The following is a 24,278-nucleotide window of genomic DNA, read 5'->3' as shown; positions in this document are numbered from 1 at the left end:
CTGACGGCGAGATCTCGCCGTCAGCCGTCGGTCTCGCCGTCAGGGTTGCCGGTTACTCCGGTCAGGCGAGCGCGAAGTAGCGCAACGCGAGATAGCCCCAGGCGACGGCGATCGTCACGGTCGCGACGATCAGGCCGTACTTGGTAAAGGTCCAGAACGAGATGCGGTGCCCGTTGCGGGCGGCGATGCCGATCACCACGACGTTCGCCGAGGCGCCGACGGCGGTGGCGTTGCCGCCGAGGTCGGCGCCGAGCGCCAAGGCCCACCACAGGGATTCGGGGCCGGCGCCGCTCGCCCCATGGGTGAGGTCGGCGACCAGCGGGCTGATCGTCGCGACATACGGGATGTTGTCGACGATCGCCGAGAGGGCACCCGAGATCCAGATCAGCACCGTCGAGCCGAGCAACCAGTTGGTGCCCAGCCGGTCGGTGAGCCAGTCGCCCATGTCGGCGATGATCCCGGTGTGCACCAGGCCGCCGACCATGACGAAGAGCCCGGCGAAGAAGGCGAGCGTCGACCACTCGACGTCGGCGAGGTAGTCACGCGGCTCAAGGCGCGAAACCGCCACCGCCGCACCGGCACCCAGCAACGCGACCATCGATGGGTCGAGGCCGGTGATCGAGTGGGTGACGAAGCCGACCATCACTCCGGCGAGGATCACGCCCGATGAGATCAGCAGCCGCCGGTCGTGGATCGCCTCCTTCTCCGACAAGCGCATCAGATCGGCGGCGCGCTCGGCGTCATACACCAGCTGCTTGCCGAACATCAGCTTCATCAACCCGATGAAGACGACCAGGAGCACCACGACGATCGGCAGCATGTGCAGCAGGAAGTCGTTGAAGGACAGTCCTGCCCGGCTGGCGATGATGATGTTGGGCGGGTCACCGATGAGTGTGCCGGCGCCGCCGATGTTGGAGGCCATCGCCTCACTGATCAGGAAGGGGATCGCCGGCGCGCCGATGCGGTCACAGACCAGCAGGGTGACCGGCGCGATGAGCAGCACCGTGGTCACGTTGTCGAGCAGCGCAGACGCCACCGCGGTGATGACCACGAGCATCACCATCACCCGAAATGGCTTGCCCCGTGCGCGTTTTGCCGACCAGATCGCGAGATACTCGAAGGCACCGGTCTGCTTGATGACGCCGACCAGGATCATCATGCCGAGCAGCAGGAAGATGACATTCCACTCGATGCCGGTCTCTTCACTGAAGAAGGCCGACTCGCTGGTGACCTGCCCGAGCACAACCATCGCGGCCGCGCCCCAGAAGGCGGCGGCGACGCGGTGGATGCGCTCAGTGGCAATGAGGATGTACGCCGCCAGGAAGGCGACGATCGCGAGCGTGGTGATCATGGCTGATCGGGCGAGGACGCCGGGTAGTCCGGCAGCGCGTCGGGCACCTGCTCGGCGGTGGTCGGTAGCAGCTTGCCCAGCAGGGTGCCGATCCGGATCACGCCGACCGGTTCGTCACCTTCGGTCACCAAAGCGAGCGGGCTGCGGTTGCGCGCCATCACTGCCGCGACCTCGACCAGTTTCGCGTCGGCGTCGACCACCGGCAGGTGGTCGTAGTCGTCCGGGCGTTTGGTGCCGATGATGTCACCGATGGTGACCGCGGCAAGTTTCTGGCAGAAGCGGTCGGCGGCCTCCTCGTCATACACCCGGGCCAGGTGCGGGTCGTCCTGCACATAGCCCGGTATGACGAAACGCAGCACCTGGGAGGCCGGCACCACGGTGAACGGCCGGCCCTCCTTGTCCAGGACGACCAGCCCGGGTAAGTCGCGCTCACCCATCGTCGCCGCCGCGACCAGGGCGTCGGTCTCCAGCGTGACGGTCGGGAACGGCTTGGCCAGCTCACGTGCTCGCATGTCACCCACGCTAGTAGTGCGCCGGTCATCGTGGCCCGGTGGCGACATACATTGACTGCATGAGCATCCTCGACATCTCCATTGCCCGTCTCGACGGCACATCCGCCACGCTCGGCGAGATCACCGGCGGCAAGCCCGCGCTGCTGGTGAACGTCGCGAGCAAGTGCGGCCTGACTCCGCAATACACCGCGCTCGAACAGCTCCAGAAGGACTACGAGGCCAAGGGATTCACCGTGGTCGGGCTGCCCTGCAACCAGTTCGGTGGCCAGGAGCCCGGTAGCGCCGACGAGATCGAGCAATTCTGCAGCGCGACGTATGGCGTGACGTTCCCGATGACCGAGAAGATCGACGTGAACGGCGACGACCGGCACCCGATCTACGCCGAGCTGACCCAGGCTGCCGACGAGACCGGCAAGTCCGGCGACATCCAGTGGAATTTCGAGAAGTTCGTCATCTCCGCGGACGGCACCGTGCTGCAGCGCTTCAGCCCGACGGTGACCCCGGACGACGAGCGAGTGGTCGGCGCCGTCGACTCCGCGCTCGGCTGATCGGCCGATGCGCCTGCGTGATCTGCCGGAGCGTTCCACCTGGGTCTTCACCGGCGACAGCATCACCCAGGGTGTCTTCCACACCCACGGTGCACGGTCATGGGTCGAGCTCGTCCACGAGCGGGTCCGCTGGGAGCTCGACCGGTTGTCGGACATCGTGGTCAACAGCGGCGTCTCGGGTTGGACCGCTGCGCAGGTGCGCGGCGAATTCGACCACTTGGTAGGCAGATTCGATCCTGCGGTGGTCAGCATGTCGTTCGGCACCAACGATGCGCTCGACGGCGCCGCCGGCCTGCCCGTCTTCCGCCGGGAGCTCACGGCGCTCATCCAGACTTCGGCAGCGCTGGGTGCCCGGGTCGTGCTGCACACGCCCGTGCCGGTGATGCCGGACGCGCCGGCCGCACGCCGCGAGAACCTCCCGGCATACGCCGAAGTGGTGCGCGAGCTGGCCGTGGCGAAGAATGTCACGCTGGTCGATCACGAGCGGCACTGGCTGGCGCACTATGGCACGGCTGCGCCGACCGCCTGGATGGACGACCACACCCACCCCAACGCGGTCGGGCATCGCGAGATGGCCAACACCACGCTGCGCGTTCTCGGTCTCGGCACCCTCGACGAGGGGTAGTAGCGGCGCCATACCCATCCGAGGGCGGTCGCGCGTCGAACCACGTGCATGACCGATGAGCGCCCGTCCCTGCTCCGCGCCGGAGTCATCGGCCTGCTGTCCGTCGGGGTCGGTCTTGCTGCCGGCGGGGTCGTCGCCGCGCTCGGTGACCCGGCAACGTCGCCGGTGCTTGCCGTCGGTTCGGAGGTCATCGACCGCACGCCGACCCCGGTCAAGGACTGGGCGATCGAGCACTTCGGCACGCACGACAAGCTGATCCTGCTTTCGTCGGTGACGGTGGCTGTGCTGATCGTCGCAATCGCCTCCGGACTTCTCGCCCGCAGCCGCCTGCTGGTCGGCGTGGCGGTGCAGGTGCTCATGCTGCTGGTCGCCGGCTACGCAGTGCTGGCAAGGCCTTTCGCGGCGCTGAGCGATCTGCTGCCGACCGTCTGTGCCGGAGTCGTCTCGCTGGCTGCACTGGTCGGGTTGTTCCGGGTCACTGCCCGACCGGCCGGGTCAGCGGGTGCCAGTCGCCGCACGTTCGTCGCGGCGACCGGGGGCACCGCGGCGCTGGCGACGTTGGGTGTCGTGGGTGGCCGGGCGATCACCTCGTCACGATCGGCGATCGACGTCAAGCTGCCGGCTGCTGATGCGCCGGCGCCCGCACTACCCGCAGGTCTTGATCGGACCGTCCCCGGAGTCACCCCGCTGCGCACGCCCAACTCGTCGTTCTACCGCGTCGACACCGAGCTGTCGGTGCCAAACCTCAGTGCATCCGACTGGGAGCTGACCATCGATGGTGATGTCGAAAACCCTTACACCATCAGCTATTCGGAGCTGTTGCGTCGACCGCTCACCGAGCGCAACATCACCATCACCTGCGTCAGCAACCCGGTTGGCGGCAAGTATGCCGGCGGTGCCACCTGGCGCGGTGTCCTGCTGAAGGACCTGCTCGCCGAGGCACGGGTCAAGGAACCGAACAGGCCGGACCTGCAGGTGCTGAGCACGTCCTTCAACGGCTTCACCATCAGCACTCCCCTCGGTGCGATGACCGACGACCGCGGTGCCATGCTCGCAATCGGGATGAACGGCGCACCGCTCCCCCGCGCGCACGGTTTCCCGGCCCGGCTCATCACCCCCGGCCTCTACGGGATGCTCGGTTGCACGAAGTGGGTGACGAAGCTGACCGTGACCACGTATGCCGATCGCAAGGCCTATTGGACCAAGCGCGGCTGGACCACCGAGGGCGAGATCAAACCGACTGCGCGCATTGACGTTCCGGCGGCATTGGCCAGCGTGAAACCTGGCCGGGTACTCATCGGTGGCACCGCCTGGGCACAACGACGAGGAGTCGTCGCCGTGCAGGTGAGCATCGACGGCGGCCCATGGACCGCCGCATCGCTCGGCCCCGACGTCAACGTCGACTACTGGCGCCAGTGGTATTACGCGTGGGAGACGAACAAGCCTGGCCAGCACAGCGTCCGGGCGCGAGTTATCTACGGCGACAACATGATCCAGACGGCCGCACGCGCCGGTGTCTTCCCGTCCGGCTCGAGCGGCATCGAGGAGCGTGTCTTCCTGGTCGGCTGAATTCGACCGCCGTCGGCTGAATTCGACCGGCCGGGACCCATCCGATTGTCATACGGCACCGAATCACCAGTGTTCGCAAGCCAAAGGCATTCTTCACACCTAACAGGAGTTGATCATGAAGACTCGCACGACAGTCTCCCTCGCGGCCGCCACGGTGCTGGCCGCCTCGCTCACCGCGTGCGGATCGTCCGGCTCTGGCGGCGCCGGGAGCAGTGACTCCGGCACACCGATGGCCACGAGCTCCGCGCCGATGACCAGCGACTCGGGCTCGGGCATGAGCTCCAGCGCAATGGGCGGCGAGTCCAGCATGGACTCCTCGGCGATGGGCAGCGAGTCGGGCATGGGCAGCGGCGCGGCAAACGCCGCGAAGCCCTTTGGGCCGGCGTGCTCCACCGTGCCGAAGGACGGCAAGGGCTCCTTCAGCGGTATGGCGCAGGACCCGGTCGCCACGGCCGCCTCCAACAACCCGGCGCTGTCGACGCTGACCGCCGCCGTCAAGAAGGCCGGACTGGTCGACACCCTCAACAGCGCACCGGCGCTGACCGTCTTCGCCCCGGCCGACTCGGCCTTCGCCAAGATCCCGAAGGCCGACCTCGACGCCACCCTCGCCGACAAGGCCAAGCTGACCAAGCTGCTCACCGGGCACGTGGTGCAGGGTCGCCTGAGCCCGCAGCAGCTGGCCGGCAGCCACAAGTCGCTCGCCGGCACCAACGTGACCGTCACCGGCTCCGGCGAGAACTTCAAGGTCGACGGCAACTCGGCGGTCGTCTGCGGCAACGTGCAGACCGCCAACGCCACGGTCTACATCGTCGACACCGTGCTGATGGGCAAGTAGCCCGGCAACTCCGGTCGAACGACAAACGCCATGACCTCAATGCTCGTCACGGGTGTCCCACCCGCCACAATGGACGCCATGTCCGTCGGCGAGGCGCCCACCCTGTCCGACCTGCTGCAGCAGGTCGGACAGGGTGACGAGCACGCCTTCGCCCGGCTGTATGACGAGGCGGCCGCACGGCTGCACGGTCTGGTGTGCCGCGTGGTCGTCGACCGGGCCCTGGCCGAAGAGGTAACCCAGGAGGTGTTCCTGGAGATCTGGCGGGGCAGCCCGAGCTTCGACGCGAGCCGCGGGTCGGCCCTGTCGTGGATGTTCACGATCGCCCACCGCAAGGCAGTCGACCGGGTGCGTGCGGTGGACGCGTCGCGCCGGCGGGACACGACCTACAGCGCGGAGCAGAATGCCCCGTCATACGACTCGACAGCGGAGCTGGTGGACGATCGGATGCGTGCCGACCGAGTCCGGTCCGCGATCGGCGCCCTGACCGACCGACAACGCGAGGCAGTGGAACTGGCCTATTTCGAAGGACTTTCGCACACCGAGGTGGCAGATCGCCTCGGCATACCATTGGGCACGGCCAAGTCACGGATCCGTGACGGCTTGCTCAGACTGCGCGACGCGCTGGGAGGTGAATCATGACCGACGACAAGCACATCGACACCCTCGACTACGCAATGGATGCGTTGGACGAAGTCGGTCGCCGCCGCGCCGACCAGCATCTGCGTGAGTGCGCGCAGTGCCGCACCGAGGTTGCCGAGCTGCAGGATGCGACGGCTCTGATCGGGGAGTCGACGACGCCGGTCAGCCCGCCTCCGAGCATGCGTGATTCGGTGCTCGCCGCGGCGGCGCGCACTCCGCAGCATCCGCCGACCGCGCAGGGCCGGCCGACGCGTGTCGAGCCGGCGGGGGCCGCGCCCCGGCGACGGAACCGCCCCGGCCAATGGTTGCTCGCCGCAGCGGCCGCGCTGGTGCTGATTGCCGGCGGCGTGACGGTCGCGACCAAACCGTGGCAGCAGGACAAGGCGCCGGTCTCGGCGGTGCAGCAGGTCGAGCAGGCGCCGGACGCCCGGAGCACCACCGCGTCGGCCGACGGCGGCTCGCTGGTCGTGGTCGCCTCCGCAAGCCGCGGCAAGGCGGTCGCCACGCTGCGCGGCATGCCGCCGGCCCCGGCCGGCAAGACCTACCAGGCGTGGTTCATCTCCGGCGGCAAACCGGTCAGTGCCGGGATGCTGGAGCCGGACAAGGCCACGGTGCTGGATGGTTCGGTGACCGGGGCAAGCGCCGCAGCCATCACCGTCGAACCGGCCGGTGGTTCGCAGCAGCCGACGAGCAAACCGATCATGTCGGTGACCTTGACCTGACATGAAGGCCGTCCCCACCGTGACCGTGAGCGCCGTCGTCCTGCGGGACGACGGCGGTCGTGTGCTCACCGTGCGCAAGCACGGCAGCGAACGCTTCCAACTGCCCGGCGGCAAGCCCGAACCAGGTGAGGACGCTGCAACGGCCGCGATCCGCGAAACGGCCGAGGAGGTCGGCGCGGTCCTCGTCCCCGAGCTGCTCACCCTGCTCGGAGAGTGGCGGGCGCCGGCGGCGAACGAAGCCGGTCACGAGGTGCACGGCACCGTCTACCTGCACCCGGCCACGGCAATCGCAGGGGCATCCGCTGAGATCGCCGAGATCCGTTGGCAATCAATCGATTTCACCCCCGACGACCTCGCCCCCCTGCTTGCGGAGCAGGTGTTTCCCGCCTTGCGGAACGGCGACCGCCGACTGGACCAGCAGCGGTGACGACGGCCGTCGTGGTCGGCAGCGGACCGAACGGGCTCGCCGCCGCCCTTACCCTGGCCGCCGAGGGAATCTCCGTGCGCGTCATCGAGGCCGCCGACGAACTTGGCGGAGGGGTGCGGTCCGCCGAGCTGACCCTGCCCGGAGTGGTCCACGACGAGTGCAGCGGTTTCCACCCGTTGGCGCGCGGCTCGCAGTTCGCCAATCGCTTCGACCTGGAAGGCGCCGGGCTCGTATGGCGCTTCGCCCCGGCCGAATTCGCGCACCCGCTCGCCGGAGCGACCGGCGCGGTGGCCGAACGATCGGTGCGCCGGACCGCGGCCGGGCTCGGTGACGGCGGCGCCCGATGGTCACGGCTCTTCGGACCGCTGGTGCGCGCCTTTGACGGGATCAGTGCCGAGTTCACTCAGCCGATGCTGCACCTGCCGCAGCACCCGTTGGCGATGGCCCGGTTCGGCGCGCTGTCGGGCCTGCCCGCCACCGTGCTGGCCCGGCTGCTGCGCAGCCCGGAAGCGGCCGCGCTCTACGCAGGCGTGGCGGCACACGCCTTCCGGCCGCTCACCTCCATCGCCTCCTCCGCGATCGGGGTGGCTCTCACCACCGCCGCGCACGCCTACGGCTGGCCGGTCGCCGAGGGTGGATCCGCGGCGATCCGCGACGCCATCCTGCTCCGCTGCAGCGAACACGACGTCGCCTTCGAGACCGGCCGCACGGTCACCTCCTTCGCGGACGTCGGCGATGCCGACATCGTCATGCTCGACACGTCGCCGCGGGCCGCGGTGGCGATCATGGGCGATCGTCTGCCGGCTCGCGTGCGCCGGGCCTACACGTCATACCGACACGGTCCGGGCGTGTGCAAGGTCGACTTCGCCGTGGAGGGCGGTGTGCCCTGGGCGTATGACGGCGCGCGCCGTGCGGGGACAGTCCACCTGGGTGGGACGGTCCCGGAAATGGTTGCCGCAGAACGTGATACGGCTCGTGGCCGTATGCCGGACAAGCCCTTCGTCCTGGTCGGTCAGCAGTATCTCGCCGACCCTTCTCGATCCGTGGGCAACGTGCACCCGATCTACGCCTACGCACACGTGCCGGCCGGTTACCCTGGCGACGCAGCCAACGCCCTCATCGCGCGGATCGAAGAGTTCGCACCCGGGTTCCGGGCCCGGATCCGCGGGCAGGCGGTGCGATCCGCGATCGGGATGAGCGAGCACAACGCCAATTACGTCGGCGGCGACATCGTCACCGGTGCGAACGATCCGGTGCAGCTCATCTTCCGGCCGCGCTTCACCACGGACCCCTACGCGACAGGTGCGCCCGGGGTCTACCTGAGCTCGGCCGCGACGCCCCCCGGCGCGGGAGCGCACGGCATGTGTGGCTACAACGCGGCGGTCGCGGCCATCCGGGACTTGGCTCGATAGCACCCATCCGGTCCGGTGCGCGCTCCGAACCACTTGCGTGCCACCCCATTACGCAGTCATCGGAAGCGGCGTGTCCGGCCTGGTCGCCGCACACGTGCTCGCCAGATCCGGCCGGGTGACGGTCTTCGAGGCCGACGACCGCGCCGGTGGGCACGCCCACACTCACGATGTCCGGCTGGCCGACGGCACGACGGTGCCGGTCGACAGCGGCTTCATCGTGCACAACGACCGCACCTACCCCACTCTGCAGCGGTTGCTGGGCGACCTGTCGGTCGAGACCCGGCCGACCGACATGAGCATGTCGGTCTTCTCCGAGCGCACCGGATGGCAGTACGCCGGTGGCCAGGGCGTGCGCGGCATCCTGGCCGACCCCCACACGGTGCGGCGCCCGGCATACCTGAGGATGCTGTGGCAGGTGCGTCGATTTCATCGTGCGGCAACGAGTTTCCTCGCCGATGCCGCCGACGACGACCTGACCAGCATCGGCGACTGGCTGACCGGCCTGCGCTTCGGGGAGTCCTTCCGGGAGCACTTCGCGACCCCACTCATCGCCGCCGTCTGGTCGTGCTCGCCGCAGGACGCGCTGTCCTATCCCGCACGCAGCCTGCTGACGTTCCTGCAACACCACGGCATGCTGACGGTCACCGGTTCCCCGACGTGGCGCACCATCGCCGGCGGCTCCCGGACGTATGTCGACCGGGTGCTCGCCGATGCGCGCATCGACATCCAGCTGAGCACCCCGGTCCGGGCAGTCGCTCCGCGCGACGACAGCGTCACCGTGCAGACCGACGATGCCGAACACGATTTCGGCGCTGTCGTGGTGGCCACCCATCCGTCCGCGGCCCTGGCCATGCTGAAGTCGCCGACGCCTCACCAGGCACAGGTGCTCGCTGCGCTGCGCTACTCGCTCAACCCGGCGCTTTTGCACACCGACAGCTCGGTGCTGCCGCCGGCGCCGGCCGCCCGCGCGTCATGGAACTACCGGCTGCCGAGCAAGCCCGCCGATGGGGTGCTGGTGTCCTACGACCTGACGCGATTGATGCGGCTGCCGTCGCCCGAAGACCAGCGGGTGCTGGTCACCCTCGGCGGAGAGGACCGGGTCGACCCGGCGACGGTCCTCGCGCGCATGACCTACGAACACCCGCTCTACACCGATGAATTCGTTGCTGCCCAGGCCCGGCTTCCGCTGCTCCGCGAACCCCGCATCGCCTTCGCCGGTGCCTACCACGGCTGGGGGTTCCACGAGGACGGCGCGCTGTCGGGGCTGCGGGCCGCGGAAGCGCTGGGAGGTTCCTGGTGACCACGGCATACCTCGCGTCCGTGCGGCATCTTCGGACCAGCCCGGTCCGGCACGAGTTCAGCTACCGGACCTGCTCATGGGTGATCCCGCTGGACAGCGATCCGAATGCCGGGCTTCCCTGGTGGCAGCGCGGTTTCGTGCGGTTCCGGGCAGCGGACCATCTCGGCGACGGCGACGATTGGCGCACCAATCTGGTCGCCTTCGGACACACGCACGGGCTGGACCTGTCGGATGCGACGATCGTCGCCCTCAGCGGCGCGGCCACCTTTGGTTACGCCTTCGACCCGTTGACGCTCTACTGGTGCACCGCCGCTGACGGGTCGCCGATCGCGGTGATCGCCGAGGTGCGCAACACCTATGGCGAACGCCACGCATATGTCGTGACGCCCGATGCCCGCTCCGTCGCGCATGCCGAAAAGCGGCTCTACGTCTCACCGTTCAACGACACGTCAGGCAGTTACACGATGAGTGTGCCGCCGCCGGACGCCGACGGCTTCGACGTCCGCATCACGCTGCACCGACCGGGTGAGCGCCCGTTCGTCGCGACCTGGCGCGGGGAGCGCCCCCGCTCGCTCACCGAACGGGTGAGCCTGCTCGCGCACCAAGTGCTTGCCGCACAGCTGGTCACGGCCCGGATCCGGCTGCAGGGCATTCGCCTCTGGGCCAAACGACTTCCCGTCCAACCCCGATCCCGCCATCTCCAGGAGGTGTCATGACCACCGCGCTCAACCCACCGTCATCCCTCGTCGACCCGGTGCGCTGGCCCGACGTCGCCCGCGTCCCACGCGGCCTGCGCGCCGACGTCGCGACCGTCGTCGCCGAGCGCATCTTCCGGCATGCCGTCTCCCGGCTGGGGATTCGCGTGATGATGCCCGACGGCACCGTCCTCGGCGGCGACCGCACCGGCACCGCACCCACCATGTATGTGCACCAGCCCTCCGCGCTCGCTCGCAGGATCGGCAGCGGCGGCCTGATCGGCTTCGGCGAGTCCTACCTCGCAGGTGAATGGGACAGCGACGACCTGGCCGGACTCATCGCCCAGTTCGCGTCGAGCGTCGAGCAGTTGGTCCCGGCACCGTTGAAGGCGTTCCGTGCCGCCGTGCTGAAGCGCCAACCGGCCGGCGACCGGCCGGTGCCGGAGCAGTCACGCAGCAACGTCGAGCGACACTACGACCTGTCCAACGACCTGTTCGCCTCGTTCCTCGACGAGACCATGAGTTACTCGTCGGCGCTGTTCGACACCAGCGACCATCTGGCGACCGCGCAGCGCCGCAAGATCGACCGACTGCTCGACCAGGCATTGGTGGGCACCGGCAAGCGCATGCTCGAAATCGGTTCCGGCTGGGGTGGTTTGGCCGTTCGTGCGGCTGAGCGAGGTGCGATCGTGGACAGCATCACGCTGTCCACCGAGCAGCAGCGATGGGCGAACGAGCTCCTCGAGCGCACGGGCCTGGACGACCGCGCGCACGTGAGCCTCAGCGACTACCGCGAGGTGACCGGCGAGTTCGACGCAGTCGTGTCGGTGGAGATGATCGAGGCGGTGGGGCTGGACTTCCTCGACTCCTACTTCGACCGCATCGCACGCGTGCTGCGGCCGGGTGGTCGCGCGGCGGTCCAGGCGATCGTGATGCCGCATCACCGGGTGGCGCAAACCCGGAACACCTATACCTGGATCCACAAGTACATCTTCCCCGGCGGTGCTCTGCCGTCGCTCGAGCTCATTGAGGACAGTGCTCGTCGCGCCGGCCTGCGGATCATCGACGACCTCGCGATGGGTGACTCCTACGCCCGCACGCTCGACCTCTGGGCACGCCGATTCGATGCGCGTGCCGACGAACTCACGCACCTCGGCTTCGACCGCACCTTTCGACGGATGTGGGACTTCTATCTGCGCTACTCCGAGGGCGGCTTCCGGGCCGGTTACCTCGACGTGCACCAGCTGACCTTCGTGCGGGAAGCAGACCCGGCATGAGCGCGGGCTCGACCGAGGTCGCCGGCACGCTCGCCGAGGCGCTGCGCCCGATCGTCGGAGGGGATCTTCCAGTGCGGTTGACCGCCTGGGACGGCAGCTCCGCGGGCGCCGTCGACGGACCGCACGTGCGTCTCAACAGCCCGGATGCGCTGCGCCGATTGCTCTGGCATCCGGGCGAACTCGGCGCGGCCCAGGCGTATGTCGCAGGCGACCTGGACGTCGAGGGCAACGTCGCCGACGCGCTGCGACACGCCTGGGGCACCGTCGCCGCTCGCGCCCTCGAAGGGCGAGGAACGCTCTTGTCCCGTCTGCCGCACGCCCTTCGCGCAGCCTTCACGACCGGCGCGGTGGGCGCTCCTCTTGCGGCGCCGAAGACCCAGATCGCGGTGCGCGGACGGCTGCACTCGCGCACCCGTGACCGCGATGTCATCCGTCATCACTACGACGTCGACAGCAGGTTCTACGAGCTGATCCTCGATCGGCACATGGCGTACTCGTGCGCCTACGTCACGGCCGGCGACATCAACGGGGCCGAAACCGAGGCATACCCGCTCGAGGCCGCCCAGACCGACAAGCTCGATCTGGTCTGTCGCAAGATCGGCCTTGAGCAGCGCCCCGGCATGACCCTGCTCGACATCGGCTGCGGATGGGGTGCACTCTCCCTCCACGCCGCCGAGCGGTATGGCGCAAAGGTCACCGGCGTGACCATCGCCGAGGAACAAAAGGCCTTCATCGACAAGCGCATTCACGAGCGCGGTCTGCAGGGCCAGGTGACGATCGAGCTGCGCGACTACCGCGACGTGCAGGGACGCTACGACGCGGTCGCCTCGCTGGAGATGGGTGAGCACGCCGGGGACAAGGGCTACCCGGGCTACGCAAAGGTGCTGCGTGACGCCGCGGCTGACGATGCCCGAGTGCTCGTGCAGCAGATGAGTCGCCGCGGCCGCCACCCGGGCGGCGGTCCCTTCATCGAAGCGTTCATCGCACCGGACATGACGATGCGGCCGGTGGGTGACACGATCGAGTTGCTGGAGGCGGCTGGTTTGGAGGTGCGGGACGTGCACGCCATGCGCGAGCACTACGCCTGGACGGTGCGGTCCTGGCAGCGTCGATTTGACGAAAACCGCTCGCAGATCGAAGAACTCGTCGACCCGGAAGTGGTCCGAGTCTGGGAGCTCTACCTTGCCGGCGGCCTCCTGGCCTTCGAGCAGGGTCGCATGGGCGTCGATCAGATCCTCGCGGTCAGACGCCGCACGGGACCTTCCCGGCTACCCGCGGTCCGGCCCACCGCCTGGAGCGACCCGAGTGCCTGATCTCGCCTGGACGGCACTGGCCAGTGCCGTCCTGATCGCGCTCGTGCAGCTCGCCGCTTTCGGCTGGTCCCGACGTGTCGGCCGTTGGGATGTGGCCGACGTCGTGTGGGGCCCGGGCATCGCGGCCATCGCCCTGCTTGGGCTCGGCACCGGTCACGGCGGCGTATGGCGGCGGGTCGCGGTCGCGCTCGTGGTCTGTGCCTGGGCGGCGCGCCTCGCCATACACATCGGCCGGCGGAGCCGATCGCACGACAGTGACGACCCGCGCTATCTGCGTATGGCGCAGGGGCATTCGACGATCACCACCGGGCTGCGGGTGTTCGGCCTGCAGGGCCTGATCCAGTGGGTCGTCTCGGCGCCGATCCAGGTCGTGGCGGTGACGTCCGACCCGGGCGGCGCGCTCGTCGTCCTCGCCGTGCTGGGCGTGGTGGTCGCGGTCGCCGGGCTGGTCATCGAGGCGGTCGCCGACGCGCAACTGACCAACTACAAGCAGCAGCAACCTCGCCCGCCGATCCTGGACACCGGCCTGTGGGCGTGGTCGCGCCATCCCAACTACTTCGGCGACGCGTGCTTCTGGGTGGGCGTCTACCTCGTGGCGTGCGCCGCCGGGCCCGGCATCCTCACCGTGTTCTCACCGGTCATCATGGTGAGCCTGCTGGTCTGGGGCAGCGGCGCGCGGTTGCTGGAGAAGGCGATGGAGGGCCGCCCGGGTTACGACGAATACCGCCGCGACACACCGATGTTCGTCATGCGTCCGCCGTCCCGATGAAATCACCGGCGCTTTGCGCAGCAAAGTCGGCCTCGATGCCGGCAGCGGCACGAGCCAATGCCCCGAGGATCGTCCGCACGCGCTCGTCGTCGAACCGCACAGTCGGCAGCGACACACAGACCGCCGCGTCCGGACGGTCGGTGCCGAGCCGAAGCGGGCGGCCGATGCCGACCACCCCTTTCTCTGCTCCCTCGATGTTGATCGCGTAGCCGCGCCGCCGGACCCACGCCAGCTCCTGTCGGAGGCTGGCCACATTGGGCAGCTCGTCCGGTCGGTCGGCAAAGCGTTCGGGGCTGTATAACGCGGTGAGCTCCGCGGCGGACATGGCCGCGAGCAGCACCTTGCCACCGGACACCTTGTAGGCGGGAAACGCCATACCCTCCCGGTCGCCCACCCGCAGCGCCTGGCGGCATTCGACCGCGCCCACGAAGCGGCAGTGCTCCCCGGCGAGGACCTGCACGTTCGCCGACTCCTGCACCTCCTCCATCAACGCGGTCAGCCACGGCATCGCCGCCGCCCGCAGTCGCGCCGTGCGAGAGCGATCCGACGAATGACCGACTGCCAGCACAGGTCCCACGGCATACCGCCGGTCCGGACGCTGCACGGCGAAGTCGCGGTAGGCAAGCATCGACAGCAGTCGGTGCGCCGTGGACCGCGCCACCCCGAGGCGTTCTGCTGCCTCGCTCACCCCGAGTGGACCCTCCACCTGCAGCATCACCGCCAGTCGCAGAGCATGGTCGACGCTGGCGATCGCGTAACTCGGTGGATTCTTCATGGCAGAAAGTCCTGTTCCTCGATGAGGAACGCATTGAATCATCGAACGCTATGACACAGGTCACCTCCGGCAAGCGCCGGTCCACACTGCTGGTCGCAGTGTTGTGCTGGTCGATCGTCGTCTTCGACGGTTACGACCTCATCGTCTACGGGACGACGATCCCGAAACTGCTTGCCGAGCCCGGCTGGCAGCTGACCGCCGGCCAAGCCGGCACCATCGGCAGTCTCGCCTTCGCCGGCATGCTGGTCGGCGCCCTCGGGGCGGGCGTGCTGGCCGACCGGCTCGGCCGCCGCCGGATGATCCTTGCCTGCACGGCCTGGTTCTCGGTATTCACCACGCTGTGTGCGTTCGCCGGCGGCCCCACCTCGTTCGGCATCCTGCGCTTCGTCGCGGGCATCGGCCTGGGCGGGCTGGTCCCGACTGCGAACGCACTCACCGCGGAGTTCGTCGGGAAGGGACGGCGCGCACTCATCGCCACGGCGATGATGTCCGGCGTGCCGATCGGCGGCTCGATTGCCGCGCTGCTCGGGCTGTGGGCGATGCCGACGATCGAGTGGCGCGGGATGTATGCCGTCTCGGCCCTCGCGCTGGTTGTGCTGCTGCCGGCCGCCGTCGCACTCCTGCCGGAGTCGCCGGCGTGGCTGCGAGTGCACGGCCGGCCCGAGCAAGCGCACCGCATCGAGCAGGAGTTCGGGCTGACCGGCGAGGCTGACCCGGTCGGCACCGGCCCCGTCGCACCGCTCAGCGCGGTCCTTCGACCGCCCTACCTCGTCGCCTCCGTGCTCTTCGCATGCGCAACGATTGCAACGCTTTTCGCGTGGTACGGCCTGGGGACGTGGCTGCCGAAGCTCATGGGGCCCGATGGCCGCTTCGACCTGGGCGACCCACTGACCTTTCTGCTCGCGCTCAACCTCGGCGCCGTCGCCGGGTCGGCGTTGACCGCCTGGGCCGGAGATCGGTTCGGCGCACTGCGCAGCGCCGCCGTCGCCGCCCTGGCGGCGGCCATCGGTCTGGCGTTTCTGCTGACGTACCCGGGCAGCGCCGCGCCGGTGTATGCCGCGCTGGTGATCGCCGGCATCGGCACCCACGGCACGCAGTGCCTCATCATCGCCGCGATCACCAACCACTACCCGGCATTGGCCAGGGGCACGGCGCTCGGTTTCGCGCTGGGCGCCGGACGCGTGGGCGCGATCGTCGCGCCGCAGGCCGGCGGGTGGCTGATCGACGGCGGGTATGGCGTCGGCGGGAACATCGCGATGTTCGCCGCGGCGTCTGCCATTGCGGCGGTGCTGCTCGCGGTGACCACGCGCGCTGTGCGTTCTGCGGTGACGCCCCGCAAGCCGCTGGACTCCGTTGTCGCCCATTGATTTCCATTTTCGCAAACGCAGGAGTTACCGCATGACTGACACCATCGGGGGCATCCGCATCGAGATGACGGACGCCCCGGACCAGCCGGCTCCGAGCGAGGACCTGCTCGCTCTCTACCGTGGCTTCGAGCGAGAGCTGCTCGTGCCGCTGTGGGCGGAGATCGGTGAGCTGATGCCGACCACGCCGACCTCTCGTGCACTGCCGCACCGGTGGGAATGGTCGGCGCTGCACCAGCTCGCCGAGCAGGCCGGTGACCTGGTGCCGGTCGGCCGCGGCGGAGAGCGCCGGGCGATTGCCTTGGCCAATCCCGGCCTCGGCGGCCGACCGTTCGCCACCCCCACCCTGTGGGCGGCCATCCAGTACCTCGGCGCCGGCGAGGAGGCGCCGGAGCACCGCCACACGCAGAATGCGTTCCGCTTCGTGGTGGAGGGCCAAGGTGTCTGGACGGTCGTCGGTGATGACCCGGTGGCGATGCGGCGCGGGGACTTCCTGCCCCAGGCGGGTTGGAACTTCCACGCCCATTTCAACCCGGGCGACGCGCCGATGGCGTGGATCGACGGGCTCGACATCCCCTATGCGCACTTTGTCGAGAGCACCTTCTTCGAGTTCGGGCGGGACCGTGTGGAGGACCGTTCCACTCCGGAAAGGTCCAAGTCCGAACGTCTTTGGGCACATCCGGGGCTGGCGCCGGTGGCCGCGGCGGACTCACCCGGCACGACTCCGTTGCTCGCCTACCGCTGGGAACACACCGACGCAGCGCTTGCCGCCCAACTTGAGCTCGAGGCGCAGGGCGAGGCACACACGGTCGAACCCGGTCACGCGGCCGTGCGTTACCTGCATCCGCAGACCGGCGGGGACGTGCTCCCGACGATCCGGGCCGAGATGCACCGCGTCCGGCGCGGCGGCGAGACTGCTCCCCGTCGTGAGACCGGGTCGTCGGTGTGGCAGGTCTTCGACGGTTCCGGCCGAGTCCGGGTCGGCGATCACGAATGGTCGGTCAACCGCGGCGACCTCTTCGTCGTGCCGTCGTGGCAACCGGTCTCCATCGTGTCCGAGGCATCGGCGGACGACTCCGACTCGGGCGCGCTCGATCTCTTCCGATTCAGCGACGCACCGATCCACCTGGCAATGCACCAATTTCGTTCCGAGACAGAGGATGACAAGCGATGAAAATGGCAACCGTCCGCACCGCCGAACAGGCGACCCGAGCCGTCCGGGTCGATGACGGGCGCCTGGTCGACCTCGGGTCCGACACGCTCGAGGAGGTGCTGTCACGCCCTGGGTGGCGCGCGCAGGTGGAGCAGGCGGACACGCCATACGTCGCGGAAGCAGTGGCCTACGCGCCGGTCGTGACCCGACCGGGCAAGATCGTCTGCGTCGGCCTCAACTATCGCAATCACATCCTTGAGATGGGACGCAAACTCCCCGAATTTCCAACGCTATTCGCCAAGTATGCCGAGAGTCTCATCGGAGCCGAGGACGCAATCGTGCTACCGCCCGAGTCCGGCGCAGTCGATTGGGAAGCCGAGCTGGCGGTCGTGATCGGCGACCACGTCCGTCGCGCGACAACGCAACAAGCGTCGGATGCGATCGCCGGCTTCGCGGTGCTCAACGACGTCACGATGCGCGACTGGCAGTATCGCTCGCCCATGTGGCTGCAGGGAAAGACCTGGGAGGCCACCACTCCGCTCGGTCCGCACCTGGTGACGCCTGACGAACTCCCCGGGGGCACCACCCCTGCGCTGTCACTGGTGGGCGAGGTGAATGGAGAGGTCGTGCAGAAGGCCGACACGGCCGACCTGGTCTTCGATCCGGTGCGGCTGGTCGAGTACATCTCGACGATGATCACCCTGCAGCCCGGTGACGTGATCGCAACCGGGACCCCGGGCGGTGTCGGCCACGCGCGCAAACCCGCGCGCTACCTGCAGAATGGGGACGTGCTCACCACCACCATCACCGGGCTCGGGTCTTCCACCTGCCACGCGGTAGAGGCAGCCGTATGACGGAGCCCGTCGCCACCACACTGCCGTGGGCAACGCGCGGCCAAGAGCTCTTCGAACAGGCTGTCTCCGCGCTGTCCGACGCCGACTTCGCCGCGCCCAGCCGACTTCCCGGCTGGACGAACGCGCACATCGTCGCGCACGTCGCCGCCAACGCCGACGCACTCGGCAATCTGGCGTCGTGGGCGCTGACCGGGGTCGAGACTCCGATGTATTCCTCGACCGACCAGCGCAACGCGGACATCGAGCGGCTCTCGCAGGAGGCGCCAACAGCGTTGCGATCGTTGACGGTCGAGCGTGGCGCGGTGCTCCTCGGCCGGCTCCGCGAGCTGCCCGACGCCGACTGGCGGGCGCCGGTGCGCACCGCGCAGGGCCGCGAGGTCCCGGCATCGGAGGTGCCGTGGATGCGTTGCCGGGAGGTATTCGTCCACGCCGTCGACCTCGCACCCGGGCGTGAATTTGCAACGCTGCCAGCCGATTTCCTGACCGCCCTCATTGCAGACATCGCCGCCCAGCGCAGCGCCAAGGCACCGGACGGAGCGTCGCGGGTGACGCTGTCGGTCGACGATGGCGCGGTCGTCACCGCGCCGGTCGCGGAGGATCAGACCGCGGCCGAGGTGAGCGGTGACGTGGCGGCGGTCGCGGCATACCTCGCCGGCCGTGGCACGTCCGGCCTGCGCGTCGACGGCGGCGGAGCGGTCCTGGACCTCGGTCCCTGGCTGTAGAGCCGGCGCCCGCGGGGCTTAGTCGGCGAGCGGCCCCTCCAGCTCGGCGATGTCGGCGTCGGTCAGCCGCACCTGGGCGGCGGCGATGTTCTCCTCCAGGTGCGCGATCGACGAGGTGCCGGGGATCAGCAGCACGTTGTCGGCCTGCTGCAGCAACCACGCGAGGCCGACCTGCGACGCGGTGACACCGAGCCGGGCCGCGACCGCCTGCACGGTCTTGTCCTCGGTCACCTTCGGCATGTTCGGGAAGGCTGAGCCGAGCGGGAAGAACGGCACGTAGGCGATCCTTCGCTCGGCACACAGCTGCAGGGTTGCTTCGTCGTCGCGGAAGAGCAGGTTGTAGGCGTTCTGCACGCACACGGCACCGGCGTCGATCGCGACGCGTGCCTGCTCCGGCGGCACGTTGCTGACGCCGAACGCCTCCAGGAGCCCCTGATCGACGAGCTCCCGCATGGCCGTCAGCTGTTCGTCGAGCGGCACGTAGTCCTCCGCCGCGATCTCCTCGCGCGGCATCACCCGCAGATTGACCACCGGGAGCCGCTCAACTCCCAGCTCGCGCAGGTTCTGCCGCACGTCGTCCTGCAGTTGCTCCGGTCGCTGCGCGGGTAGCCACGCGCCGGCGTCGTCGCGGCGGGCACCGACCTTGGAGACCAGCACCAGGTCGTCGGGGTAAGGGTGCAACGCCGCACGGATCAGCTCGTTGGCGACGTCGGGCCCGTAGAACTGGGCGGTGTCGATGTGGTTGACGCCGAGCTCGACCGCACGCCGCAGCACGGCGAGTGCGGCGTCCCGGTCACGCGGCGGCCCCATGACGCCGGGTCCGGGAAGCTGCATTGCGCCGTAACCCATGCGGCGTACGTCGTGACCGGCGAGGGAGAAGGTGTCGTTCGTCATACCCACACCACAGCACACCTGGCTGTACGCCGGTAGCCGGACTTCCGACGCCGCCGCGCGGGGCGGCGCCGCCATACGCTGGCATCATGACCATTCGCATGAACAACGTCGGCATCGTCGTCGAGGACCTCGCAACGACCGTGAAGTTCTTCGAGGCACTTGGGCTCGAGCTCGAAGGCCAGACGATGGTCGAAGGCGAATGGGCAGGCCGGGTAACGGGATTGGGCGACCAACGCGTCGAGATCGCAATGATGCGCACACCCGACGGACACAGTCGACTGGAGCTGTCGCGCTTCATCGAGCCCGCCGTCGTCGCCGACCACCGCCGGGCGCCGGTCAACGCACTCGGTTACCTACGGGTGATGTTCGAGCTCGATGACCTGGACACCGCGCTCGCCCGCATCGAGCCGTATGGCGCAGAGCTGGTCAGCACCGAGGTCGTCCGGTTCGAGGACGTCTACCGGCTCTGTTACGTCCGTGGGCCGGAGGGCATCCTGCTCGGTCTGGCCGAGGCGTTGCGCTGAAAGAGCCTGCCAAATATGGTGATTCGCAGGATTGGGCAATCGGCCTACAGCACCTGGGCGACAAGCGCGCTGCGCCGCGCGAATGACCGTCATCCGTGGAGCCACAACGACGTTTTCCACACCTGGATCACCACACAGTTGCCTGATCTCCGTGCGGATGCGCTGGACGTCGGGTGCGGCCGCGGTGAACTCCTCGCCGTGCTCGCCGAGCGCTTCGAGCGCGTGCACGGGACCGACGCCGACGCCGAGATGCGCCGGGTCAGCGCGGCACGGTGCGCGGGTCTGCCCAACGTCACGGTCGACGCGACGCAACTTGACGACATGCCCGCCGAAAGCGCCGACCTCGTGACGATGATCGCAGTCCTGCACCACCTCGACCTCCGCACGGCGCTGCTGCAAGTGCGCGAAATCCTGCGCCCAGCAGGCAGATTCGCGTGCGTCGGCCTGGCCCGCCCCGAAACGGTCAACGACCACGCCTGGGAGGTCGCGTCGATGGTGACCAACCCGATCATCGGCTTTGCGCAGCATCCCTGGGCCGCGCCGGAGCCTCCTGACCGGGAGCCGTTTCCGGTGCGCGACCCGCAGGTGACGTTCGGCGAGTTGCGGTCGGCACTGGCTGACGTCATGCCGGGCGCGCAGCTGCGCCACCGACTCGGCTTCCGCCATACGATCGCCTGGACGAAACCGGGCTGACCCGCGGGCGATCCGCCGGTCGATGAGCGTGGATTCAGCGCGGGCCGCTCAGCGGCCGCTCTCAATGCCTACCACCCCGCGATAGATCCCAACGCGCATCTCCTGGATATCAGCGGGCGAGGACGGCATGGTCACGCCACGTCCAGCGGCGTGATCGACGCGATCTGCTCCCCAGCGATTTCCTCGGCACGGTCCAGCTCGTAATGGCTCTGCAGGTTGATCCAAAACTCCGCCGACGTCCCGAAGTACTTCGCGAGCCGCAGCGCAGTGTCCGCAGTGATCCCCCGCTTGCCGTGCACGATCTCGTTGATCCGGCGGGGTGGCACTCCGATCGAGACCGCGAGCTTGTTCTGCGTGATCCCGAAGCCCTCGATGAAGTCCTCCATGAGGACCTCTCCCGGGTGGATCGGGGCAATCTTGTCAGTGGTAGTCAACGATCTCCACCTCCTCCGGTCCGGCGTCCGTCCACATGAAACAGATCCGCCACTCGTCGTTGATCCTGATGCTGTGCTGCCCGGCCCGATCACCCTTGAGCACTTCGAGCCGGTTGCCGGGTGGGATGCGGAGGTCATCGAGGGACTCCGCTGATCCCACCTGACGAAGCTTGCGCAGTGCGACCCGATGGATCCTCGGATCGATCGAGCGCACGCGCTCACGGCGCCACAACCGTTCGGTCTCCTTGTCGCCGAACGATCTGATCACGAACCCATTTATAACGGGGAACGTCAATAACGCTATACGTTAAACCGGAACTCCACCACGTCGCCACGGTTAGGAACGGCATCCTTATCCTCTTGAGTGCCGCCACTCGCAGACGTCGCCACGGCTGAGGACGCCATGTGCACCGGTCCGCTCCCGACTCTAGTTGTCGAGCTCCTCCAGGCGAGGATTCGTCGCCGGAGGCAGCTCCCAGCCGTGGCGTGCATGGACCTCCTTGACGAGGGCCAGCGCGTTCGCCTCGAGGGCCGCCAGAGACTGCCGGTCGTGCCCGACGGAGCGGAAGCGCCGGAGGTTGTGGCTCAGCGCCTGGGCCCAGCTCATCAGGGGCATGAGGTTGTTCACGCGCTGCTCGACGCCGTCGCCGTGCCTGGCAGCGTCCATCAGCTCGCGGGCGAAGGTCGCGCCCAGCGTCCGCTCTGCTTCCAGCCAGGCGTCGAGGCCTTCCCATCCGTCCAGATGATCCACGAGACCGATCAGGGCGATGCGGAGGTTCACGAGACGCTGATCGACAGGCTCGGCCGTGGGATCGAAGCCGATCAGATGCTGCACTGCCTCCTGCGCGGCGGACCAGCGCGCATCGGCCGCCGCCGACCGGGACTCGTCCAGCGCCTCTTTCGCCCGACGGTTCGCCTGGAAGGTGCCGACGCCGGCGACGACCAGGGATAGGGCCGAGATCACCAGCGCGACGATGTCCATGCCCCGATCTTGGCATGGGATCCCCTGCCGGCACGGTCGAACTACTCCCCCTGCAGCCACCCGAGCCGCTGCTCGGCATAGGCCAATGCGACGTTGACCTGGCTGAGGTCGTAGTCACCGGTCTGGATGCAGTCGTGGAGGCGGATCACGGGCATCGCGTCGGTTTCCTGGTCGGCCAGCTCGCCGAGGTCGCGCAGCTCTTCGTACGCGGCCTGCAGCTGGTCCTCCACGCGCGGGGAACGGATCTCGAGGCGCTGGACACGGTCCTGTGCCCAGCGCTGACGGGAGGCGTAGTCGAGCCCCGTCATGCCCTCGAGCCAGGCCCGCAGCTCGGCCTGGTCGACGTCTCAGGGCACCGCGGTCGCGAGAACGCAGTCAGGCAGGGGGCGCGTCGGCGGGCACGAAGGAGAGGAGCTCGACGGGCGTCGTGTCGAGCGCAACGGCGAGGGTCAACCGCCTATCCACGGTAGCGGGGCCTTCGCACCGCTCTATCGCCCGGGCTCGTCGGTGGTCAGTTCGAGCTGCGTGTGCGGAGGTGCGTGACGGCGGCGGCGACCGCGAGGGCCCACGACTGTCCGTGGCCCAGGGCAGAATCGATTCATGGAGATGACGCCGAGCACTGCGCGCACGTTCTGGAAGGCGCTGATGGACAACGCGTCGAGCCTGGTCGCCGACGCCCACGCGCTGCTGAAGACCAGTTCGTTCGGCCGGGCCCGCTCGCTCACGGTCCTTGCGCAGGAGGAGCTGGGCAAGGCCCTCTGGCTCTACGAGACCTTCGAGGAGTCCTGGAGCACGGGTGCCGATGATGCGCTCGCGGTCCCGAGGCTCGCCAGCGATGGCCGCCGGCATGCGGTCAAGTACATGGAGGCCTTCGTATTCGGGAAGGAGCTCGCAGCGTTCTGGGGCGACTACGAGTCCTACGACTACCCGCAGGACGACAGGCAGGAGAGCTGGGACGCCTACTTCGCCCAGCAGACGAGCGATGCCGAAGCCGCGGGTGCACGAGCCAACCAGGAGAAGATGGCGGGGTTCTACGTTGACCTCGACGAGGACGGCCAGGCGGTCCACTCCCCCGCTGATGTCGCATCCGGAAGGATCGCCGAGGACCTGCAGACCGCGGCACGGGTCGTCGAGATGCTGCTCATCAAGGACCACAGCCGGATGAAGCTCGACGCATCGACGCCGTACGACAGCACCCACGCGCAGCAGCACAGGCTCCTGCCGATCTCGCACCCCGAGGAGTGGCGCGGAGCGTCCGAGTCGTTCAGGCGCGGCGACCACCTGGAGGAGCCGCAGGGTTGAAGGCGATCAGGTCAGATGCGCGCCGTCGAGCCGACGATGGACCATCGAGACCATCGTCAGGACCTCGAGGAGCTCGTCGTCGCTGATCGCACGCCTCAGGCGGGGGTCATGCGCCGTCGGATTCCGATAAAGCCCGTTCATTCCCTTGACGAGGTTCGCGAGCCCCGTCTGCTCGTCCCGCTCGGTGGGTCGCCAGCGAATTGATGGCGAGCATCGGCACGCCCGACTTGCCCAGTGCCAGCGTGGCGTCGACGAGCGCGGCACCGTCGCCGGAGGCACCGGTGAGGATCCGCAGCCGATCGAAGACGCTCTTCGTTGCCTCAAGGCAGGCGTGGAAGTGGTCCTTCTTCAGGATCTCGACCGAGCAGTACTTGAGCACCTCGGGGTGGGACTTGCGGCGCAGCAGCTCGTCGCGGATCGATGTCGCGACGCGCGACGCCTCGTCGAGCGTCTGCGCCTTCGCCCCTTGGGCGACCTGACCCTTGTCGTTGACGCGGAGCCCAACGAAGGCAAGATGCTCGTTGAGCCGATCCTGGCGCAGTGTGAACAGCTCGAGGTCGTTCCGATACCGCACGGGCTCCATCGCC

General features: G+C 68.6%; 28 protein-coding genes and 1 pseudogene. 20 read left to right on the top strand and 9 right to left on the bottom strand.

Annotated features, from left to right (window positions below):
- Positions 1 to 61 precede the first annotated feature (61 nt).
- Both N2M23_RS12935 and N2M23_RS12930 read right to left on the bottom strand, forming a co-directional pair.
- Positions 62 to 1,351, bottom strand: coding sequence for an ArsB/NhaD family transporter (locus N2M23_RS12935; protein ID WP_265446042.1), 1,290 nt, complete (start codon positions 1,349 to 1,351; stop codon positions 62 to 64).
- Positions 1,348 to 1,863 carry a CBS domain-containing protein gene (locus N2M23_RS12930; RefSeq protein WP_265446041.1) on the bottom strand — a complete coding sequence of 172 codons (516 nt, stop codon included), beginning with the start codon at positions 1,861 to 1,863 and terminating at the stop codon, positions 1,348 to 1,350. Before N2M23_RS12930 ends, N2M23_RS12935 begins: the two co-directional genes overlap by 4 nt.
- Before the next feature lie 59 nt (positions 1,864 to 1,922).
- On the opposite strand from N2M23_RS12930, the gene N2M23_RS12925 reads away from it, so the two are divergent.
- The 13 genes from N2M23_RS12925 to N2M23_RS12865 all read left to right on the top strand — a co-directional run bounded on the left by N2M23_RS12925 (position 1,923) and on the right by N2M23_RS12865 (position 13,994).
- Positions 1,923 to 2,411 (top strand): glutathione peroxidase, encoded by a 489-nt coding sequence (locus N2M23_RS12925; protein ID WP_265446040.1) that lies wholly within the window; start codon positions 1,923 to 1,925, stop codon positions 2,409 to 2,411.
- Between the two features lie 7 nt (positions 2,412 to 2,418).
- On the top strand, positions 2,419 to 3,036 hold the full coding sequence (locus N2M23_RS12920; RefSeq protein ID WP_265446039.1) for an SGNH/GDSL hydrolase family protein: 618 nt from the start codon (positions 2,419 to 2,421) through the stop codon (positions 3,034 to 3,036).
- A 48-nt stretch (positions 3,037 to 3,084) separates the two neighbouring features.
- Positions 3,085 to 4,605 (top strand): molybdopterin-dependent oxidoreductase, encoded by a 1,521-nt coding sequence (locus N2M23_RS12915; RefSeq protein WP_265446038.1) that lies wholly within the window; start codon positions 3,085 to 3,087, stop codon positions 4,603 to 4,605.
- Between the two features lie 115 nt (positions 4,606 to 4,720).
- Positions 4,721 to 5,440 carry a fasciclin domain-containing protein gene (locus N2M23_RS12910; protein WP_265446037.1) on the top strand — a complete coding sequence of 240 codons (720 nt, stop codon included), beginning with the start codon at positions 4,721 to 4,723 and terminating at the stop codon, positions 5,438 to 5,440.
- Positions 5,441 to 5,518: 78 nt separating this feature from the next.
- Positions 5,519 to 6,079, top strand: coding sequence for an ECF RNA polymerase sigma factor SigK (gene sigK / locus N2M23_RS12905; RefSeq protein WP_265446036.1), 561 nt, complete (start codon positions 5,519 to 5,521; stop codon positions 6,077 to 6,079).
- Positions 6,076 to 6,801, top strand: coding sequence for an anti-sigma factor (locus N2M23_RS12900; protein WP_265446035.1), 726 nt, complete (start codon positions 6,076 to 6,078; stop codon positions 6,799 to 6,801). Before sigK ends, N2M23_RS12900 begins: the two co-directional genes overlap by 4 nt.
- Before the next feature lies 1 nt (position 6,802).
- Positions 6,803 to 7,228 carry an NUDIX hydrolase gene (locus N2M23_RS12895; protein WP_265446034.1) on the top strand — a complete coding sequence of 142 codons (426 nt, stop codon included), beginning with the start codon at positions 6,803 to 6,805 and terminating at the stop codon, positions 7,226 to 7,228.
- Positions 7,225 to 8,640, top strand: a complete 1,416-nt coding sequence (locus N2M23_RS12890; RefSeq protein WP_265446033.1) for a phytoene desaturase family protein — start codon at positions 7,225 to 7,227, stop codon at positions 8,638 to 8,640. The genes N2M23_RS12895 and N2M23_RS12890 overlap by 4 nt, the downstream gene beginning before the upstream one ends.
- Positions 8,594 to 9,940 (top strand): NAD(P)/FAD-dependent oxidoreductase, encoded by a 1,347-nt coding sequence (locus N2M23_RS12885; protein WP_425270232.1) that lies wholly within the window; start codon positions 8,594 to 8,596, stop codon positions 9,938 to 9,940. The genes N2M23_RS12890 and N2M23_RS12885 overlap by 47 nt, the downstream gene beginning before the upstream one ends.
- Positions 9,937 to 10,656: a DUF1365 domain-containing protein gene (locus N2M23_RS12880; RefSeq protein WP_265446031.1), complete on the top strand. Its 720-nt coding sequence runs from the start codon at positions 9,937 to 9,939 to the stop codon at positions 10,654 to 10,656. The genes N2M23_RS12885 and N2M23_RS12880 overlap by 4 nt, the downstream gene beginning before the upstream one ends.
- Entirely contained in the window at positions 10,653 to 11,912 is a 1,260-nt protein-coding gene (locus N2M23_RS12875; protein WP_265446030.1) for an SAM-dependent methyltransferase, read from the top strand. The genes N2M23_RS12880 and N2M23_RS12875 overlap by 4 nt, the downstream gene beginning before the upstream one ends.
- Positions 11,909 to 13,225: an SAM-dependent methyltransferase gene (locus N2M23_RS12870; protein WP_265446029.1), complete on the top strand. Its 1,317-nt coding sequence runs from the start codon at positions 11,909 to 11,911 to the stop codon at positions 13,223 to 13,225. Before N2M23_RS12875 ends, N2M23_RS12870 begins: the two co-directional genes overlap by 4 nt.
- Entirely contained in the window at positions 13,218 to 13,994 is a 777-nt protein-coding gene (locus tag N2M23_RS12865; protein WP_265446028.1) for a DUF1295 domain-containing protein, read from the top strand. The genes N2M23_RS12870 and N2M23_RS12865 overlap by 8 nt, the downstream gene beginning before the upstream one ends.
- On the opposite strand, the gene N2M23_RS12860 is transcribed toward N2M23_RS12865, so the two are convergent.
- Entirely contained in the window at positions 13,972 to 14,769 is a 798-nt protein-coding gene (locus tag N2M23_RS12860) for an IclR family transcriptional regulator (RefSeq protein ID WP_265446027.1), read from the bottom strand. The genes N2M23_RS12865 and N2M23_RS12860 overlap by 23 nt on opposite strands.
- A 50-nt stretch (positions 14,770 to 14,819) precedes the next feature.
- Here N2M23_RS12860 and N2M23_RS12855 point away from each other — a divergent pair, with 50 nt between their 5' ends.
- Genes N2M23_RS12855 through N2M23_RS12840 form a run of 4 tightly spaced genes read left to right on the top strand, consistent with a single transcriptional unit; the run spans position 14,820 to position 18,862 of the window.
- Positions 14,820 to 16,136 (top strand): MFS transporter, encoded by a 1,317-nt coding sequence (locus N2M23_RS12855; RefSeq protein ID WP_265446026.1) that lies wholly within the window; start codon positions 14,820 to 14,822, stop codon positions 16,134 to 16,136.
- A gap of 31 nt (positions 16,137 to 16,167) precedes the next feature.
- Positions 16,168 to 17,307, top strand: a complete 1,140-nt coding sequence (locus N2M23_RS12850) for a cupin domain-containing protein (protein ID WP_341870600.1) — start codon at positions 16,168 to 16,170, stop codon at positions 17,305 to 17,307.
- Positions 17,304 to 18,140 (top strand): fumarylacetoacetate hydrolase family protein, encoded by an 837-nt coding sequence (locus N2M23_RS12845; RefSeq protein WP_265446025.1) that lies wholly within the window; start codon positions 17,304 to 17,306, stop codon positions 18,138 to 18,140. Before N2M23_RS12850 ends, N2M23_RS12845 begins: the two co-directional genes overlap by 4 nt.
- Positions 18,137 to 18,862, top strand: a complete 726-nt coding sequence (locus N2M23_RS12840; RefSeq protein WP_265446024.1) for a maleylpyruvate isomerase family mycothiol-dependent enzyme — start codon at positions 18,137 to 18,139, stop codon at positions 18,860 to 18,862. The genes N2M23_RS12845 and N2M23_RS12840 overlap by 4 nt, the downstream gene beginning before the upstream one ends.
- A gap of 18 nt (positions 18,863 to 18,880) precedes the next feature.
- On the opposite strand, the gene N2M23_RS12835 is transcribed toward N2M23_RS12840, so the two are convergent.
- Positions 18,881 to 19,756 (bottom strand): oxidoreductase, encoded by an 876-nt coding sequence (locus N2M23_RS12835; protein ID WP_265446023.1) that lies wholly within the window; start codon positions 19,754 to 19,756, stop codon positions 18,881 to 18,883.
- Positions 19,757 to 19,842: 86 nt separating this feature from the next.
- Between N2M23_RS12835 and N2M23_RS12830 the strand changes: the two genes are divergently transcribed.
- A complete protein-coding gene (locus tag N2M23_RS12830; RefSeq protein WP_265446022.1) occupies positions 19,843 to 20,280 on the top strand; it encodes a VOC family protein in 438 nt (145 codons plus the stop codon).
- Between the two features lie 15 nt (positions 20,281 to 20,295).
- Positions 20,296 to 20,973, top strand: a complete 678-nt coding sequence (locus N2M23_RS12825) for a class I SAM-dependent methyltransferase (protein ID WP_265446021.1) — start codon at positions 20,296 to 20,298, stop codon at positions 20,971 to 20,973.
- A gap of 131 nt (positions 20,974 to 21,104) precedes the next feature.
- Here N2M23_RS12825 and N2M23_RS12820 read toward each other — a convergent pair whose 3' ends face one another.
- The 4 genes from N2M23_RS12820 to N2M23_RS12805 form a co-directional block, all read right to left on the bottom strand.
- Positions 21,105 to 21,407, bottom strand: coding sequence for a HigA family addiction module antitoxin (locus tag N2M23_RS12820; protein ID WP_265446020.1), 303 nt, complete (start codon positions 21,405 to 21,407; stop codon positions 21,105 to 21,107).
- Positions 21,394 to 21,675 carry a type II toxin-antitoxin system RelE/ParE family toxin gene (locus N2M23_RS12815; RefSeq protein ID WP_265446019.1) on the bottom strand — a complete coding sequence of 94 codons (282 nt, stop codon included), beginning with the start codon at positions 21,673 to 21,675 and terminating at the stop codon, positions 21,394 to 21,396. The genes N2M23_RS12820 and N2M23_RS12815 overlap by 14 nt, the downstream gene beginning before the upstream one ends.
- Before the next feature lie 159 nt (positions 21,676 to 21,834).
- A complete protein-coding gene (locus N2M23_RS12810; RefSeq protein WP_265446018.1) occupies positions 21,835 to 22,389 on the bottom strand; it encodes a hypothetical protein in 555 nt (184 codons plus the stop codon).
- A gap of 41 nt (positions 22,390 to 22,430) precedes the next feature.
- Positions 22,431 to 22,697: a hypothetical protein gene (locus N2M23_RS12805; protein WP_265446017.1), complete on the bottom strand. Its 267-nt coding sequence runs from the start codon at positions 22,695 to 22,697 to the stop codon at positions 22,431 to 22,433.
- A 292-nt stretch (positions 22,698 to 22,989) separates the two neighbouring features.
- Between N2M23_RS12805 and N2M23_RS12800 the strand changes: the two genes are divergently transcribed.
- Positions 22,990 to 23,691 (top strand): AbiV family abortive infection protein, encoded by a 702-nt coding sequence (locus N2M23_RS12800; RefSeq protein WP_265446016.1) that lies wholly within the window; start codon positions 22,990 to 22,992, stop codon positions 23,689 to 23,691.
- A 6-nt stretch (positions 23,692 to 23,697) separates the two neighbouring features.
- On the opposite strand, the pseudogene N2M23_RS12795 reads toward N2M23_RS12800, so the two are convergent.
- Positions 23,698 to 24,274 (bottom strand): annotated as a pseudogene (locus N2M23_RS12795) (TIGR02391 family protein).
- Between the last annotated feature and the right edge of the window lie 4 nt (positions 24,275 to 24,278).

This window comes from Flexivirga meconopsidis (assembly GCF_026162425.1).
GTDB lineage: Bacteria > Actinomycetota > Actinomycetes > Actinomycetales > Dermatophilaceae > Flexivirga > Flexivirga meconopsidis.
Note: the sequence above shows the minus strand (reverse complement) of the source record. Positions and strands in the feature narration are given on the sequence as shown.